Origin of the sequence: Wenzhouxiangella sp. XN79A (assembly GCF_012272825.1) — a bacterium.
In the GTDB taxonomy this organism is placed as follows: Bacteria; Pseudomonadota; Gammaproteobacteria; order Xanthomonadales; family Wenzhouxiangellaceae.
This window is the reverse complement of record NZ_JAAWWS010000166.1, coordinates 60,246-77,335: the sequence shown is the minus strand read 5'-3', so window position 1 is coordinate 77,335 and position 17,090 is coordinate 60,246. Positions and strand designations below refer to the sequence as shown.

Below are 17,090 nucleotides of genomic sequence, written 5' to 3'. Positions count from 1 at the left end.
GGAATGTGCAATGGGACAAACAATCATTACTCACGCCGCCGTGAATCCGCCATCGATCATATGGATGCCGCCGCTGCAGTAGCTCGATTCGTCGCTGGCCAGGAACAAGGCCAGATTGGCAACCTCTTCGTTGCGACCGAAGCGCTTCAACGGAATCGCTTCGCGCATGCCATCGGCCATCGTCGCGGCATCGACCTCGCCATCGCCTGCAGCCTGCTCGAAGATCGAATCGATCATCCGATTCTGGATCGGCCCGGGCCCGATGGCATTGACGCGGATATTGGCTTCGCCCAGTTCGACCGCGGCAGTCTTGAGCATGCCGGCTACCGCGTGCTTGCTGGCGATGTACGGCAACAGGCCGGGTGAACCGATCACGCTGACAATCGAGCCCAGCGCAATGATCGAGCCGCCACCGCGCTGTCTCATCGGCTCGACACTGTGTTTGATGCTCAACCAGACCCCCAGCACGTTGGTGCGCAGCAGCGCTTCGAAGTCTTCAAGGGATTGGTCTTCAAGTGGCAGCACGCTGCCCTCGGTTCCGGCATTGGCCAGCATGATATCCAGCCCGCCGAAGCGCTCGACGCAGGCTGCAATGGCTGTGGCATTGGCCTGCTCATCCCCGGCCTCGGCCACGGCATGCGCGACCGAATCACCGCCGTCCAGCCGTTCGACCAGTGCTGAAAGCTTGTCCGTCGAGCGCCCGACCAGCATCACCCTGGCGCCTTCGTCCAGGAATCGCCATGCGGTGGCCTCACCGATGCCTCCCGTCGCGCCGGTAATGATTGCTACCTTGTTGTTCAATCTCATCGCAGTGTTTCTCGTGGCTTCATTGTTCGAGCGATTTCCGGCAACGGCTCGAGCGTCATTGCGGCCGGCTCGCTGCCGGTCCTCGAGCGCCTATTCCGCATGCAGATAGAACACCTTGCTCATGATCTGCCATCGGCCTTCGATCCTGACCAGCGTGAAGAAGTCGGTGAAGCGGTGGCCGTTCCAGTTATGGAGCTCGATACGCACTGTCGCCGCCGTACCTTCGATGTCGATCCGGATGGCACCGGCTTCGAGGTCCGCGGCCGGACCGTTTTCCTGATGCCAGTCGTAGAACTGCTCGATGGGTTGGGCGAACAGGTCCGGGCCGACGTGGCCGCAGATCGTGGCCAGTTCGTGGAAGATCGGTCGCAGGGTATCGACACTTCCGGTTCGGCCACCCTCGATGTAGGTGTCCATGACGGATTGGATCTGTCGGATGTCATCGGTCGAGTCCGGGTTCGTCATTGATTGTTCTCCAGGTTCAGGGGGCTGTCGCAGGTCTCGCCCGACGAAGGAATCGTGGACGGCTGCCATAGGTCAGGGTGCGCCAGAGCCATTCGGCAGGACCGAAGGCAAAGACCTTCATCCAGAAATAGCTGAACAGGATCTGCGCGGTGAAGAAGATCATCACCAGTGGTATGAAGGTCGACGAAGCGGCCTTGCCCGCCAGACCGAGCCCGGGTCCGACCGACGTCAGGATCAGGATGATCGCCACGCTTTGGGTCAGGTAATTGGTCAGCGCCATCTGGCCGACTGGCGCAAACGGTCGTACCAGCCAGCTCAACCAGCCGCCGTGAAACAGCAGCACGATCGCGCAGATGTAGCCGGCCGCGATCATCGGTGTGGCCACGGCATTCAGAATGATCCGCAGCAGCTCGATCTGGCCGAACAGTGCGGTTTCGGGCACATCCTCGGTGAACAGATGCGTACTCTCCATCAGCAGGCCGACAATCAGCAACGGCCAGAGCCAGCGGCGAAACATGGAGAGATGATCGGAGGCGTTCTGAATCCAGCCCCGGCGTGCAACCCAGGCGCCCATGAAGAACCGGCCCAGCGCGTAGAAGATCCAGCCGAACAGTCCGCCGGTCAGCGCCCACCGCAGGTAGTCCTGATTGACCAGGGCGACAAAAGTGAAAAAGTCACCGGACTGCGCGGCCGCCTGGCGGGCCAGGAGCTCGGCCTCGACGGCAGCAGGATCGTCGAACAGTGCCGTGATCCCGCTGACCTCGAAGGCCCAGGTCACGAACGGCCGGGCGAACAGCAGCAGGACGAGACCGATCCACAGCAGCGCCCGATCCGGCAGCTTTCGGCAAAAGAACAGGATAAAGGCGGCGATGCCGTAGACGTGCAGAATATCCCAGCCGAAAAAGCACAGCAGGTGGATCCACCCGAGGACCAGCAGGATGCCTGCACGTCGAAGATAGATCGACCGGAAAGGCGCACCGCGCGCCTGAAGGCGCTCCATCTGCACCCAGAAACCCAGCCCGAACAGAAAGGCAAAAAGCGTGTTTGCCTTGTTGTAAACGAACAGTTGCAGCCCGAACGCAAGCCGCTCGTCGAGCGCTGCCGACGGCAGATCCGCCAGCTGCTCGGCGGTGATCAGCACATCCACGCCGCCGAACTCGTGGAGGTTCATCATCATCACGCCGAGTAGCGCGAAGCCGCGCAGTACATCCATGACGAGATAGCGATCGCTGTTCGTCATCGGCGCAGGCGCAGGCGTATCCAGGGTCAGGCTCATGATTCGGGGTTCCGGGTTCGGTCGATGGGTTCCAGGCCTTCGCCATCGCTTCAGAGCAGCGCGCTGACCGCTCCGCGGATCGGAGAGACCGGTTCATGAACCTTGCGCTCACGGAAGTCGTCCAGCGACGCGCCGTTCGCGACCGCGGCCAGCCATTCCTCGGGGTCGAATTCAACGCCGACCGGATTGACTTCGAACGGCGGGCCGGAAATATAGGCGTTGCATTCCTCGGCCGTATCGAACGCATCGACCTGGAATTCCATCTGGTTGCCGTCGGGGTCGGCGTAGTACATCGAAATCGTCAGTCCATGATGCACACACCAGTAGGGTTCGATCCCACTGGACTTGCAGTGCGCATAGTGCGCGAACAAGTCGTCGAGCGAGGCCTGGGTCCAGGCCAGATGATCTACCCCGACCCACCCTTGTGCCTCGGGCTCGGAGCCTTCGGGGTCGATCACGGACAAGTCGAGAAACGCGAAGCGATGATGTTCGTCATCGAAGGTCAAAAAAGCCATCGCCGGATTCCGGTGTTGAACCCGGGCGCCGAATACCGTGCCATACCAGTCCAGCATCTCGGCAAAGCGGCGCGTTCGATAAACCACGTGGGCCAGTTTTTTGCTTGAAGTAGTCATTGCGTTCTCCTTGGATTCCGGTATCCGATAACTTTCGGATAGCTACTACGAACAGCGTTTCCTTTATGCTCTTCCTCTACGCCTCAGCCGCGGCGACGGGGCCTTGGCGGTTTGCGCATCAGCGCAAGAAGCGAAGGTGTCGTGCCGAATCAGGCGTGTCTCTGCGCGAAGAAATTCTTTCGTCACTCATAAAAAAAGCGCTCCTCGACGATTCTGCCGTCGCGGACGACAAACACAGCAATCTCGCTGTGCGGAGTTCGCTGCCCGGCGTGGGCAATCAGCATGTCGGCAAACAGCACGAAATGGTCTCCGGTCACGAACGGTCCGTCGATACTCAAATCCTCGATGCCGTGGGTCGAACACCAGCGCAGGTTCTTGCTACGCACCGCCTCGATGCCGCGGGATTCGGCGGCGGTACCGTCGGCCAATGCGCGCGGTTCCATGCTCACGACGTCGTCAGCCCAGTACTTCTCGCCGGCGGCTCGGAACTCACCGGTCAGCCACAAGGCGGTGAAGTCGGCGGCAACATCGGCCGTGGTGGGCTTGGGTTCGCTCATCGCTTGGGTCGTGCGTCCAGACCGACTTGGTTGGTTCCCATCGCGGGGCGCAGGTGGCCAGTCGGCAGATCCGGGCTCACAGACCCACCAGTCGTGCTGCGGTGGCCTGCCACCAGTCGGTGTTCCAGAGCAGATAGATCAGCACGGAGGAAGGCAGGAAGCCAGCCAGCCAGAGGCCGTAGGCCCTGTGTACCTTGCGCGTGCGCAGCACATCCCAGGTGAACATCGGGGCCACCGCGAGCAGGATGTACAAGAACGAGGCCAGCGGGGTCTCCGGCATCGTGTGCGGCAGCCAGTCAATACGATCCAAGGCAGCCGGCAGGGGAAGCGCCACGGCAAGAAAGATCAGTCGTTTGTGCATGTCCGGGTCGGACTTGCGCAGATACAGGGCGATGCCGATGTAGATCGTGAACAGGATGCCGACCTGAATCTGCAGCAGCATGATGTTTCTGATGAAGACCATGGCCCGCTGCAGCTCGACCTGCGCTTCCTGCGGAGCCGCCTGCGCCATGGCCCACACCTCGTAGTGGATGATCGGCACCAGAAGACAACCCACCACCACGATAGCGGGGGCAAGCACCATGCCAGCCAGGCCAAGCTTCTGGTGATGGTGCTGCCTGCCTGTGGCCACCAGCAGGGCCTGGACCAGGAGCAGCACAAGGAACGCACCCATCAGTACGGCGTGCGCGTGCAGCATGAGTGGGAAGGGTGCCCGCATGCCGGCCTCGACGGCGGCGATTTTCTCCAGCGAGGTCGGGATGAATCCGACGAGCGTGATCGCGATGAACCAGACCGCCATCAGCACGAAGATCCAGCGATCGACGAAGCGGGTCAACGAGCTGTCCGGCGCACGGTCAGACGTCTGGTGATCCGGACCTGAAACCGTCGTGCTCATGGCTCCTTTCCGTTGAACGGGCAAGAAGCTGACAGACTGCCTGCTGTCCTACGTTCGACTGCGCGCACGACAGTTGAGCGATACATGCCGGCTCTCCTTTCAATCGGTGTCGAAGGAAGTCCAGCTGCGCTGCAAGGAGACGGTTTCCTTGCAGCGCAGCGGACGTCTGGATCACTTCAGCGTGATTTCTCGAAGCATGTACTCGCCCTGGATCTCACGGATCTCGTTGTACAGCTCCAGGACCTTCTCGTTGCTGGCGTCCATGTTTTCGTTGCCCCAGGCTTCCATGAACTCGTTGTATCGCGCGCGGCTCGGCGCCATCATTGCGGTGCTCGGAAATTTCATGACCAGGAGCAGGTCGAACGCGCCGCGGGCAACGGCCTGGTTGGCGTAGATCGCGTAGTCCTCGATGTGGCCCAGCGACTTGGCCACCTCATTGGCCGCGACCCAGGTCGACTTCAGGCCTTCCAGATAGATGTCCTGGGTGCCCGGCTCGAGCTTGACCATCGTCACGCTCCAGGTGGCATCGGAGACTTCGTAGTCTTCCCAGACGTCCAGTTGTGCAGCGGCCGGTGCGGCAAGGCACACCGCGAACAGCAGGGCGAGCGAAGCGGTCATTGTGCGGATCGTGTTGGATGATTTCATGGTGGTTCCTTGTTGATTGGTGGTGGGAACGGCGTGACCGGGTTCGGTCTCTTCAGGGTTCGTATCGGGTCCTGGGCATCGATGCGTCATGTCGCGGCCGGTTCGATGATGCGCAGGGGTGTGCGGGTGCCGTAGGTCGCCCAGCGCCAGAGCCATTCGGCCGGACCGAAGCGGAACCGGGCCAGCCAGGCACGCGATAGCAGGATCTGCAGGACGACGGTGAGTCCGGCCAGCAGCCAGGACTGCCAGGGCGCGAGTTGCCCGGCCAGGCCCAGTCCGTAACCGAGAAACACAAGGCCCATGACGACGGAATGCATCAGGTAATTCGTGAGCGCCATCCGCCCGGCCGGGGCGAAAGCCCGCAGCCATCCGGCACCGCGCCGCCACAGCAGAGCCAGCGCCGCGGCGTAGGCCAGCCCGAGCGGGACGACGCCCACTGCATAGGCGATGGTGGCGACCAGGCCGGTGCCCGAGAGTTGCTGGCTGTAGGGTCCGAGGCCGCCGAGGCTTGCGTAGACGAGGTTGGCCGGCAGTCCGATGATCAGTCCGACGACCAGCACGCGTTCGAGCAGCGGCGTGTCGTCGAGCAAGCGGCCGGCCATCAAGCGACGGCCGATGCAGGCGCCGAGAAAGAACAGCCCCATGACCTTCGGAATCCGCCAGCTGTCGAGCACGTTGGGAATCCGGAACGGCCAGATTGCCAGCACCCAGTCGCGGTAGGCCGCCCAGCCCGGCAGTCGCATGGTTTCGACCCACGACAACGTCGCATTCGGGCTGGCCCATGTGCGATAGGCTTCTGCGGCCACCGTCGCGGCGGAGCCGGGGGGCGACCCGATCAGCAGACCCCACAGCACGTAGGCCGGCACCGGCAGGAGGATCAGCGCCACGGCGGCCCGGGTCAGGGTCTGGTTCGACCAGTTCCGGGCCAGCAGCAGCGTGAAGCCGATCAGTGCGTAGAGCGTCAGGATGTCGCCGACCCAGATGAACATCAGGTGGAACAGGCCGATGAGCAGCAGGCCGAGCAGTCGCCGGGTGTAGATCCGGACGGCATCGGGTCGGCGCGCGCTCAGCCGCTCCAGCTGCACGGCGAATCCGATGCCGAACAGCAGCGAGAACACGGTGTAGAACTTGCCGTCGAGCAGCAGGTAGAACAGGAACCTGGAAATCTCGGCCGGTAGCGCTCCAGCCAGCGCCGCCTGCTGTTCCGATGACATGAAGACCCAGCCGGAGAACACCATCATATTGGCCAGAAGAATGCCGAGCAGGGCCACGCCCCGCAGCGCATCGAGCAGCTCGATGCGCTCACCGATTGCCGCCGGACCGGGCGCGTTCAACGGTCCCGACCCGGACGATGCGCACGGCCATTCGATCGCGCAGATCGCGTCGATTGCAGAACCCTGTGCGGTGTGATGCTCATCACAGACCAGTTTGGGTCTGGAGGAGCACCCGGAGCAATGCCGCCAGCGTCAGAGTTGCGTCAATACTGCCTTGTGTGAGGCTGGCCCGAGGCCGGCGCGGTCAGCCGGTCAGCAGATCCGGGTGGCCATATTTCTCCCAGGCCGCGGTCAGGCCGATCCGTTCTGCGAAGGATGGAAAACCGGCGTGCAGCCGGATTTGCCGAATGGGCTCGAGGTCGGCCCACATCGACATCAGGCAGAACATGTTGGCCGGCGTGATCTGCGTTCCGAGCGTCTTGAAGACCAGGTCGGCCTGGCCCATCCAGATGGCCGGGAGGACGATGCTGGTGTCGCAGGGGTCGTGCAGGGTGGCGTGGAGATTCTCGAGCAAGGCGCAGTAGACCTTGCGCTGTATCGATCGGCCGCTGCAGACGCCGCGCGCGGCAATCTGCCAGAACGCATACAGTGCCGGTCCGCTCAGCGGGCGCGAGCCGGCCGGCGGGAACATGGTCTTGTTCATCAGCGCCATGGTCTGGCGGTACTGGTCGACGGCCAGCTTGCGGTCGCCCGAGGCGGCCGTGGCCACCGCCAGCCACATCGACGGCAGGCCGAGATCGACCATCCGCCGGCCCGCCTCGATGGCGCCGTCGACCTGGCCGAGGTTGAGACGCGCCACGCAGAGCATCGCGTAATTGCGGCCGTTGACCGGATCCTGGTCGACCGCCGCCTCGATGTAGGGCAGGGCCTCGCGGGTCCGGCCGATGTAGAGCAGGAACGAGCCCAGACGCAGCACCACGTCGGGGTTGTGCGGTTCGAGTCGATAGGCTTCGTGGGCCAGGTCCAGCGCCCCGACCGGGTCGTTCAGCGTCCAGCGGTGAATGCCGAGCATGGCCCGGGCATGGCCCTGGAGCGGATCGAGCTCGATCGCCTTCATCGCGCATTCGGCCATCCGCTCCGATTGGCCGAGCCGGTCCAGGCAGGGCGTGTAGACGGCGGTGTAGACATGGGCTTCGGCCAGCGCGGTCCAGCACGCGGCGAAGTCGGGATCGATCGCCAGCGAAGCCTCGAGCAGTTCCACGGCCTTGGCCAGCACGCCGTCGCCGATCGCGCGCGCGGTCAGGGTGCGTCCCTGGAGGTACAGCGCGTAGGCGGCCTTGTCGGGTGTACTCCGGCGCTGTGCCGGGCGGCTGATCCGCAGCCGCAGGGCAGCGCTCAGTTCCTGCGTCACGGCCTCGGCGATGGATTGCTGGAGCGCGAACAGGTCCGTGCGTTCGCCGTCGAAGCTGCCCGACCAGGTTTCGAAGCCGTCGCTGCCGTCGACCAGGTCGACGTGGACCCGCACGGTGTCGCCGTGGCGTCGAATCGAGCCTTCGACCAGGTGGGTCACGTTCAGGGTCTTCGCCGCGTCGGCCGGGCTCAGCGCAGCGCCCTGCAGCGTTCGAGACGAGCCGCGGCCGGCCACCCGCAGCTGGGGCACCTGGCCCAGCGTCGTGACCAGTTCGTCGAACAGGCCGTGGGCGAAGACCGTCAGATCTTCGGCGTCCGACGGGGCCCGGAACGGCAGCACGGCCACCCGGATGTCGCGCTCGTCCGAGGATCGTGACCGGCCGCGTTGATGCCAGGCCTCGCGCAATCGGCTGCGGGCATGGTCCGCTCGACGCGTCCCGTCGCCGACCAGCGACTGTTCGATGGCGACCTGCAGGCGCTGTTCGACCTGGCCTCGGCGGGCACTCAACCACTCCTCGAAGGCCGCGCCGAAGTCCAGGCCGTCGAGCAGCGGCTGGTTTCCGATTGCAAGCACCAGCGCGCGCGCCTGCTCATGCCGGTATCCGGCCAGCGCGGACTCCAGTTCGGCCAGATCGGTGTCCAGCGCGTCGGTGCGGAGCGTGACGTGTTCCCGGCTGCCTTCGAACGGATCGGGACACGTTTCGGCCAGGGACCGCTTCAACTCCAGCAGGGTCTGGCGCAGGCTGGCCCGGGCCTGGGCCCGGAACTTGCCGCGCCACAGCAGCTGGCTGAGCTGCTCGCGCTCGATCGGCTCGCCCGGCGCCAGGCAGAGAATCGCCAGCACCGCCTGCGCCCGTTTTCCGCTGATCGGGATCTCGCGGCCGTCGAGCGTGGTCAGCCGGAAGCGGCCGAACAGGTGCGCGCGCAGCGGCGCGAGCGACCGGCCGGTGGAGCCGGACATGCGGGTGTCGGTCAAGCGCTCATCGGCAGGATCGCCGGCGCTGGCCGACCGCCGCTGGATCAAGGCTCGATCCGCTCCATGTGGATGCTGTGACGCTGGAAGCGCATCACCTCACCGTCCGGGCCGAGCTCGAAGCGCAGCGTTTCGCCGCTCGTATCCCCATCGGCCCGGATTCGTCGGAAGCTTGCGCCCTCGACGTGTTCGAATCGCTCCAGCGACTCGGCCGGGGTGCGGCTGCTCAGCCCCAGGACCGCAAGTCCCTCGTCCCATCGGACCACGGCGGTCTGGCCCCAGATGCTCTTGTAGACCCCTTCGTACCGCGCGAAGTCGGGGTTCCGCTCCGGCGCATCGCCGGATGCCTCCTGCGCCTTCTCGATCGCCGGCGCGATCAGTTCGAAGGCCTGCCCGGCGTACAGGCCGGGCTCCGAGCCGATCGCGCTGGTCAGCACGATCGCGCCGATCTTCGTCTTCGGCTCGATCCGGAACTCGGTGAAATACCCCGGGCAGCCGCCGCCGTGCCGGGCAAAGCTGCGGTTGCCTTCCTGGCGCACGCTGAAGCCCAGGCCCCAGGTGGTCGCCCAGTCGGGATCGACCCAGTGGACACGCTGCATTTCGCGCAGCGAGGAGGCCTTGAGCAGTTCGGAATCGGCACCGTCGAGCACGCGGAACTGCCACATCGCGAACTTCGCCAGATCCGGCACGTTGGAGGCGAAGCCTGCCGCCGGGGCGATGCCTCGGGTTCGAAACGGGATCACCGCGTCGCGCGTGCCGTCGCGGTTCAGTGCGGTGTGGCCGACGGCCAGCGCGCCGCCGTGCAGATCGACCGGGATGTCGGTGGTGGTGTCGGCCATGCCCAGCGGGTCGAGCAGCGCGCTTCGCATGTAGTCGTCGTAGGGCGCTCCGGCCACCTCGGCCACGACCTCGCCGACCAGCGTCAGGCCGAGATTGGAATACTGGAAGTAGCGCGAGGCCGGGTACAGGGTCTGCTGTGAACCCAACCGTCGGCGAATCTGCTCGGAGGTCGGGAACGGGTAGTCCGGATCGGTCCAGTAGGGAAAGTCCGACTCGCGCGGCAGGCCGGCCGAGTGCGTCAGAAGCCGTCCGACGGTGATCGCTTCGTCGTCGGGATGGACGTCCTCGATGGCCTCGAACCAGTCCAGGTGCTCGGCCACGGGATCATCGAGCCGAAGCGCGCCGTCTTCGCGCAGCTGCATGGCCGCAACCGAGGTGAACAGCTTGGAAATCGAGCAGATGCTGTAGAGCGTCTCCGGCGTTGCCGGCCGGTCGGTGGCCGGGTTGGCCTGGCCGAAGGCCCCGCTGGCGATCAGTTCCTGGTCGTGGACGAAGCCCCAGGAGACGGCCGGGGCCCGCGCGATCGAGGCCTGGTACTCCATCCACTTCGTCCATAGCTGCACGGCATCGGACACGCGCGGGTCGTCGGCCAGCGATCCGGTCTGCGCGGGGGCGTTCATGCCGGCGCTGCCAAGGACGAGAGCCACGGCCGCGGCGAGGGTCGGTCGGGTCAGGGTCATCGTGTGCTTCTCCTTAGCCAGGGTGTGGGAGCGGTCGGCACAAGCGCCGGCGCAAAGTCCATCGTCGGCTTCGGGCCCGGCATCACGGCCGGACAGAATGGATGGCCCGGGGGAACGACCGGCAGAACGGCGAGGACCGGGGACGCGTCGGCCGCGGTCCCGGCGGTGGATCCTGCTGCTCGTTCGTGGTCCAAATCGATCTCCCGGTCGCGGACCGTACGGCGCCTCCCTCGAAGGCCGCAGGCCGCATCGACCCACAGCATAGCCCACGGCGCGACCGGCTCCAAGCGGCCGGCGGGGTGCTCCAGGTCCGGGGCCGGTCGGATACTGCGCGTTGGCGAGCGAGTACACTGGATCCGGGCGCTGCTGCACCAAGGCCCACCCCCCCACGGGCCACCGAGGAACCGCCATGTCCCGTTCGACCATGATCCGCGTTGCGTGGATCCCGATGATGATCTGCACCTTCGCCACCGGCACGCTACATGCGCAGTGGAACAACCGCTACGCCAAGCTCGATGACTTCGGCCATCATGTCTACCTCGAGCAACACGAACTGCCGCTGCTGGCACACGGTCCGGTCGATCCGGCGCCGGCGCCGGACGGTCGGACGCTGGCCTTCGCGGCGCGCGGGTGGTTGTGGGTGCTGGACCTGGACAGCGGGGTCGCGACCCGGATCACCGACGGCCCGAACGTCGACGGCCGGCCGCGCTGGTCGCCGGACGGGACCCGGCTGGCCTTCGTCCGCGACGACGGCAGCGACACGGCCGTGGTGGTGCGCGACCTCGCCACCGGCCGGGAGCAGGTCATCGACACGCCGGCGATCGAACTCGATCCCGAATTCTCGATCGACGGCAACGACCTGTTCTACACCAGCGGCGAAAGCGGCAGCCTGCAGCTTCGGCAGCGCCACCTGGCCAGCGGTGTCGAGCGCAGCCTGACCGATCTCGATCAGGTCGTCCGCAACGCGCGCAGGCTGCCGGATGCTTCGGGTCTGCTGTACCTGCACGGTGCCGGCGCGCACCGCGTTCTTCGGGAACGCGATTTCATTGCCGGCAGCGATCGGATCGTGCACGCCGAGACGCTCACCTACCACCTCACCGCCGACGTCCATCCGGTCGAGCGACTGATCGTCTACAGCGCGCCGATCGACAACGACTACCACCTCTGGACCCTGGACCTCGACGACCCGCGGGTCCGGCATCGTCTCACCGACGGTCATGCCTACGCGACCACGCCGGCGTTCAGCGCCGACGGCCATACGGTGTTCTTCGTCGATCTCGACGACCGACGCCAGTTCCGGCTGATGCGCATCCCGACCTACGGCGGGCAGCCCGAGCCGGTGAGGATCGATCGCTGGGACTACGGCACGGCCACCGCGGCGCTGGAGATCAACATCCGCGATGCCGATGCGAACCCGCTGACCGCCCGCGTTTCGGTGCGCGAGGCGTCCGGGCGACCGGTCGCCTTCCACGAGGACGCCACCTACTTCGACCCGCAGACCGGACGGCACTATTTCTATGTCGAGGGCAGAACCCGCCTGACGCTGCCGGCCGGTCGCTACACCGTGACCGCCACCCGCGGACCGATGACGCCGATCGTCGTGCAGGACGTGCGCGTCCGGGCCGGCCGCGACGCCAGCGTCGTGCTGGAGCCGGCGCCGATCTGGGATGCCCATGCCGCCGGCTATGTCTCGGCCGACCACCATGTCCACCTCAACGGCGACGGCCATCACCGGGCCGACCACGACCACGCACTGCGCGCGATGGCCGGCGAAGACCTCGACCAGCTCGCGCCGCAGTCCTGGAACCGCTGGGAGCGGCGCATCGATCGCAGCATCCTGGGCCAGAACACGGAGCGCGATGGTCGCATCGTGCACCAGGCCCAGGAAGTGCGTTCGCACTTTCACGGCCACATCGGCCTGATCGGCGTGGTCGAACCGTTCGCGCCGTGGTTCTTCGGCCCGAACAATCCCACGCTCGGCAGTCCCGACCTGACCAACGGCGACGTCATCGCGTTCGCCGAAAAGCACGGCGCGTTCCCGACCTATGTCCATCCGATCGGCAGCGACCGCGATCCGTTCGAACATCTCGAGGACGGACCCATTCCGGTCGAACTGATCTCCGACGGCGTGCTGGCCGAGCGGATCGGGCTGGAACTGGTCTGTGCCTGGACCAGCCCGCTGGGCAATGCCCAGGTCTGGTACCGACTGCTCAACATCGGCCGGCCGGTCGCGGCGATGTCGGGCACCGACGGCTGGATCGACTTCCACCGCACGCCGGCGCCGGGCACGGCCCGCACCTACGTACGCGTCGATCCGGCCGAGGCCACGGTGGAATCGGTCATCGAGGCCGCAGCGGCCGGGCGCAGTTTCCTGACCACCGGACCGGCCCTGCTCTTCGAACTCGCCGAAGGTGCGCGGCCCGGTGACGTGACCCGATCGGGCCGGCAGCAATGGACCGCCACCCTGGCCAGCACCAACGACATCGACGTTGTCGAGATCCTGGTCAACGGAACCGTCGTCGAGCGGGTCGAAGGCGTGGCCGCCGGCCAGACCCGCAGGATCACCGGCGAGGTCCGCCTGCCGGCCGGCGGCTGGGTCGCGGCCAGGGCCTATGCCTCCGAGCCGCCCGCCGACCCCTGGCCGACCATGCATGCCCGTCCGTTCGCGCATTCCTCGCCGATCTGGATCGGCGAGATCGGTTCGACCGATCCGGCGGCGCGAAGCGCAGCGGCGGCCGACCTGATCCGCGCGGTCGACGCGGCGGCGGCCACGGCCCGGGCCGCCTACGGTGAGGTCGAGACCCCGCGTCTCGATGCCCGCTTCCTGGCCGCGCGCGCGCGGCTGGCCGGCATGATCGACAGCGGGATCGAGGGCCGATGATCCGCTGGATCACCGTGCTGTCCATGATCGCCTGCATCGCCTCCGGCGTCCCGGTGGTGCTGGCCCGGGACGCGCATCCGGCCTGCGACCAGGGTGCCGTCGTGGATGCCGTGAGCGCCGAGCGGGCCGCCTTCAACGACGCGATCCGGGATGGCGATCTTGCGATCGTGGAACGCGTGCTGGTCGACGATGTCGTGCTGGTGGCCGGCACGCACAGCGATCTGTTCGTCGGCAAGGACGCTCAGCTGGACCTGTGGCGCCGCGAGTTCTCGGGCTCGACGGATCGCCTGATCTACGTCCGGACACCGAACTGCATCCGGACCTCGCCCGTTCGGCCGATCGCGCTGGAGCGCGGGACCTGGCGCGGCGAGAGCCCCGCCGGCGACTTCGCCGCCGGGAGCTATTCGGCCAAGTGGCGTCGGATCGACGGTTCGTGGATGCTGGAAGCGGAACTGTTCATGACCGAAACCTGCGGCGGCAGCGCCTGCCCATGACCGCACCGTCGACCGGCGCACCCGGCCCCGACCTGACGGGGACTCCGGCTGGATGATCTCCCGCCCCCCGTCGTTGCCGCGCCGAACGGGCGGCGATCGGGTTCGGGGTGTTTCCGGACCTCGTTGTCGTCACCGCCGCTGGACCTGATCGAGCGAGCCGTTGGCCGACCGCCGATCAGGTGGCCCGCTCGGGCGCACGACCTCCCGCGACCTCGATGCGGCCCTTCAGCGCCGGCCGATCCGCAGGTTGCGATTTCGCCGAGGAGCATCGTCGTCCCGCATCACCGACGCCCGGTGCAGGGATGCGATCCAGTGCTCCGGCAGGGCGTGCTCGCGCGCACCCTCGACCACGAAGCGCTTGTACCAGTCCAGCGGCAGCAGGGATGCGTCGGTCGGGATGGCGCGGTAGGTCCGCGCGAGCCGGACCCGCCGATTGACCAGGATGCGGACCGCCTCGGCGGTGTAGCCGGTGTCGAGCTCTTCGTGGAAGTCCAGCGCCGGCCGCTCGGCACTGCGGATCCGCCAGGCCACGCCATGGACGTGGTCGGTCGGGCGCCCGGTGGGTACCACGTCGCACTTGCCGGTGTCGTCGCAGCCGATCTTGTGCCAGGCCAGCCGGTGGCCGGGCAGGATCGCGTTGCCGGCCTTGCGCGCCGACGGGCAGCGCGCAATCAGCCTCGCCGTCATCAGGTTCGAGCCGTAGGCGAAGTACAGGAAGGTGCCGTGGGGCCGCACGCGAGCTGCTGCGTCAGCCGAAGCGCCCGCGGTCGTGCGGGCGGTGGACGTCCAGCGCCGGGCCGACCGGGACCACGCCCGACGGGTTGATCATGTCGTGGCTGCCGTAGTAGTGCAGCTTGATGGCGTGGAATTCGCAGGTCTCCGACACGCCGGGCACCTGGTAGAGCTCGCGGACGTAGTTCGAAAGATTCGGGTAGTCCTCGATCCGTCGCAGGTTGCACTTGAAGTGACCGACGTAGACCGGGTCGAAGCGGATCAGGGTGGTGAACAGCCGCCAGTCGGCCTCGGTGATCCGATCGCCGCACAGGTAGCGCTGCTCGCCGAGGCGCTGTTCGAGTTCGTCGAGCGTTTCGAACAGCGGGATCACGGCTTCTTCGTAGGCCTGCTGGGTGGTCGCGAAGCCGGCCTTGTAGACGCCGTTGTTGACCCGGTGGTAGACCGTCTCGTTGATCGAATCGATCGCTTCACGCAGCTCGGCAGGGTAGAAGTCGCCGGCCTTCGCGCCGACGCCGTCGAAGGCCGAGTTCAGCATCCGGATGATTTCGGCCGATTCATTGTTGACGATGGTGTTCTTGTTCCGGTCCCAGATCACCGGCACCGTGACCCGGCCGGTGTAGTCCGGGTCGGCCGCGGTGTAGACCTGGTGCATGTACCTGGCGCCATGGATCGGGTCGGCGTGGACCTTGTAGCCGGGCTCGAAGGTCCAGCCGTTCTCCTTCATGATCGGGTTGACCACCGACAGCGAGATCATCCCTTCCAGGCCCTTGAGCTTGCGGAAGATCAGCGCCCGGTGCGCCCATGGGCAGGCGTAGGCCACGTACAGGTGGTAGCGGCCGGGCTCGGCGGCGAAGCCGCCGTCGCCGCTCGGGCCGGCCGCGCCGTCGGCGGTGATCCAGCTGCGGAACGCCGATTCCTGGCGCTCGAAGCGGCCCCCGGTCGAGTCGGTGTCGTACCACTGATCCTTCCATTCGCCGTCGACCAGCAGGCCCATGCGTGCACTCCTCGTGATGCGGGTTGGGCGATCCACGTGGATCGCGCGAGATGGTTTCAAGTGTAACAATCCCGGCGGTGCTCGGCGTCGTGCTCGCTTGCGCCGCGGCGGTGCGGGAGGGTAGGGTCGGAGCATGTTCCGGTCGGCTGTCAACCGATCCGCGCCGGTCGACGTTGTGCCTTTCGAGCCCTGCCGAGGAAACGGTTTCGATGATTCCGGTCCTGGACCCACAATCCGAACGCGCCCGCGTGCTGCGTCTGGTCGAGCGCATCACCTACGGCGCCGATGCCGGGACGGTGTCGATTGCCGAACAGATGGGCTACGAGGCCTTCGTCGAATGGCAGCTGGCGCCGGAAGCGATCGACGACGGACCCCTCGAAGACCTGCTGCGCGACGCACTGCCGACGCTGTCGATGACGCCGGAAGAGCTGGCCCGGCAGATCTTCGTCGAGCAGGATTTCGGCGCGGCCCAGCGCGACCTGACCATCGCGACGATGATCCGGCGCGCGTTCAGCCCGCGCCAGCTCTACGAGCGGATGGTGGAGTTCTGGTCGGATCATTTCAACGTCCCGGCCAGCGGGGTGGTCGGCAGCTACTACAAGTTCCTCGAAGACCGCGACATGGTGCGGCCGCTGGCGATGACCCGCTTCGTCGACCTGCTCCGCAACAGTGCGGCCAGTCCGGCCATGCTCGACTATCTCGATAACGCCACCAACACCGCCGAGGGGCCGAACGAGAACTATGCCCGCGAGCTGATGGAGCTGCACACGCTGGGCGTGGACGGTGGCTACACCGAAGACGACGTCAAGGAAGTCGCCCGGGTATTCACCGGATGGACGATCCGGCCGCCGGCGTATTTCGCCTTCGACCCCTCCACCCACGACGACGGCGGCAAGACGGTGCTCGGCGAACCGGTGCCGGGCGAGGGCGTGGCGCAGGGGCGCAACCTGCTGAACCGGCTGGCCGAGCATCCGTCCACCGCGCGCTTCATCGCCACCAAGCTGGCCCGTCGCTTCGTCGCCGACCTGCCCGAGCAGGCCGTGATCGACAGCGTCGCCGACGCCTTTCTCGATTCGGGCGGCGACGTCAAGACCGTCCTGCGCGCGCTGCTGCTGAACCCGCAGGTCGCCGACACCATGGCGCTGAAGCTCAAGCGCCCGAACGAATTCACCGCCGGCGTGCTGCGCCGGCTGCAGCCCGATCCCGGCGTCGACATCCTCGGTGCGATCTACGATGCCCTGAACGCCTCCGGCCAGGTCCCGTTCGGCTGGCCGGCCCCGGACGGGTACCCCGACGAGCGCGAGCACTGGCAGTCGACCACCGGCTTCCTGGTCCGCTTCAACTCCGCCTACGACTGGGCACGCCGGCTCGTCGACGGCTCGCCGCTGCTGCGCGCCGCCGCCGAGGAGGCGCGCATCAGCGATGCGGCCACGGTGCTGATCGACGGCCTGGCGCCGGCCGGCGTCACCGCCCGGACCCGGCGCATCCTGATCCGCTACGCCAACGGCCTGCCCGCGGCCGATCGCGTGCCGTCCATGGCCGCGTGGCTGCTGGCCGGCCCCGACGCCCAGTGGCGCTGAGCCCGGAGGAAT

15 protein-coding genes are annotated in these 17,090 nt (G+C 66.6%); 3 read left to right on the top strand and 12 right to left on the bottom strand.

What is annotated here, in order from left to right; translation table 11 throughout:
• Positions 1-30: 30 nt before the first annotated feature.
• The 10 genes from HFP89_RS14485 to HFP89_RS14440 form a co-directional block, all read right to left on the bottom strand.
• A complete protein-coding gene (locus HFP89_RS14485; RefSeq protein ID WP_168718389.1) occupies positions 31-807 on the bottom strand; it encodes an SDR family NAD(P)-dependent oxidoreductase in 777 nt (258 codons plus the stop codon).
• 90 nt (positions 808-897) lie between these two features.
• Complete coding sequence (locus HFP89_RS14480) at positions 898-1,272, bottom strand: nuclear transport factor 2 family protein (RefSeq protein WP_168718388.1); 375 nt, start codon at positions 1,270-1,272, stop codon at positions 898-900.
• A gap of 16 nt (positions 1,273-1,288) precedes the next feature.
• Positions 1,289-2,548 carry a DUF418 domain-containing protein gene (locus tag HFP89_RS14475; RefSeq protein ID WP_168718387.1) on the bottom strand — a complete coding sequence of 420 codons (1,260 nt, stop codon included), beginning with the start codon at positions 2,546-2,548 and terminating at the stop codon, positions 1,289-1,291.
• A gap of 50 nt (positions 2,549-2,598) precedes the next feature.
• Positions 2,599-3,180 (bottom strand): VOC family protein, encoded by a 582-nt coding sequence (locus tag HFP89_RS14470; RefSeq protein WP_168718386.1) that lies wholly within the window; start codon positions 3,178-3,180, stop codon positions 2,599-2,601.
• A 182-nt stretch (positions 3,181-3,362) separates the two neighbouring features.
• A complete protein-coding gene (locus HFP89_RS14465) occupies positions 3,363-3,737 on the bottom strand; it encodes a SnoaL-like domain-containing protein (RefSeq protein WP_168718385.1) in 375 nt (124 codons plus the stop codon).
• A 76-nt stretch (positions 3,738-3,813) separates the two neighbouring features.
• The gene (locus HFP89_RS14460) at positions 3,814-4,632 is read right to left on the bottom strand and encodes a hypothetical protein (protein ID WP_206212393.1); all 819 of its coding nucleotides are present in this window, start codon (positions 4,630-4,632) and stop codon (positions 3,814-3,816) included.
• A gap of 171 nt (positions 4,633-4,803) precedes the next feature.
• A complete protein-coding gene (locus HFP89_RS14455; RefSeq protein ID WP_168718384.1) occupies positions 4,804-5,277 on the bottom strand; it encodes a hypothetical protein in 474 nt (157 codons plus the stop codon).
• Between the two features lie 86 nt (positions 5,278-5,363).
• Complete coding sequence (locus HFP89_RS14450) at positions 5,364-6,611, bottom strand: DUF418 domain-containing protein (protein WP_168718383.1); 1,248 nt, start codon at positions 6,609-6,611, stop codon at positions 5,364-5,366.
• A 184-nt stretch (positions 6,612-6,795) separates the two neighbouring features.
• On the bottom strand, positions 6,796-8,862 hold the full coding sequence (locus tag HFP89_RS14445; protein ID WP_168718382.1) for a tetratricopeptide repeat protein: 2,067 nt from the start codon (positions 8,860-8,862) through the stop codon (positions 6,796-6,798).
• Positions 8,863-8,921: 59 nt separating this feature from the next.
• Positions 8,922-10,394 (bottom strand): serine hydrolase, encoded by a 1,473-nt coding sequence (locus HFP89_RS14440; RefSeq protein WP_168718381.1) that lies wholly within the window; start codon positions 10,392-10,394, stop codon positions 8,922-8,924.
• 409 nt (positions 10,395-10,803) lie between these two features.
• Between HFP89_RS14440 and HFP89_RS14435 the strand changes: the two genes are divergently transcribed.
• Complete coding sequence (locus HFP89_RS14435) at positions 10,804-13,275, top strand: CehA/McbA family metallohydrolase (RefSeq protein ID WP_168718380.1); 2,472 nt, start codon at positions 10,804-10,806, stop codon at positions 13,273-13,275.
• Entirely contained in the window at positions 13,272-13,769 is a 498-nt protein-coding gene (locus HFP89_RS14430) for a DUF4440 domain-containing protein (RefSeq protein ID WP_206212392.1), read from the top strand. The genes HFP89_RS14435 and HFP89_RS14430 overlap by 4 nt, the downstream gene beginning before the upstream one ends.
• 225 nt (positions 13,770-13,994) lie before the next feature.
• On the opposite strand, the gene HFP89_RS14425 is transcribed toward HFP89_RS14430, so the two are convergent.
• Positions 13,995-14,504 (bottom strand): gamma-glutamylcyclotransferase family protein, encoded by a 510-nt coding sequence (locus HFP89_RS14425; protein ID WP_168718379.1) that lies wholly within the window; start codon positions 14,502-14,504, stop codon positions 13,995-13,997.
• Positions 14,505-14,517: 13 nt separating this feature from the next.
• Positions 14,518-15,498 (bottom strand): glutathione S-transferase family protein, encoded by a 981-nt coding sequence (locus HFP89_RS14420; RefSeq protein ID WP_168718378.1) that lies wholly within the window; start codon positions 15,496-15,498, stop codon positions 14,518-14,520.
• Between the two features lie 209 nt (positions 15,499-15,707).
• Here HFP89_RS14420 and HFP89_RS14415 point away from each other — a divergent pair, with 209 nt between their 5' ends.
• On the top strand, positions 15,708-17,078 hold the full coding sequence (locus HFP89_RS14415) for a DUF1800 domain-containing protein (protein WP_168718377.1): 1,371 nt from the start codon (positions 15,708-15,710) through the stop codon (positions 17,076-17,078).
• Positions 17,079-17,090 lie beyond the last annotated feature (12 nt).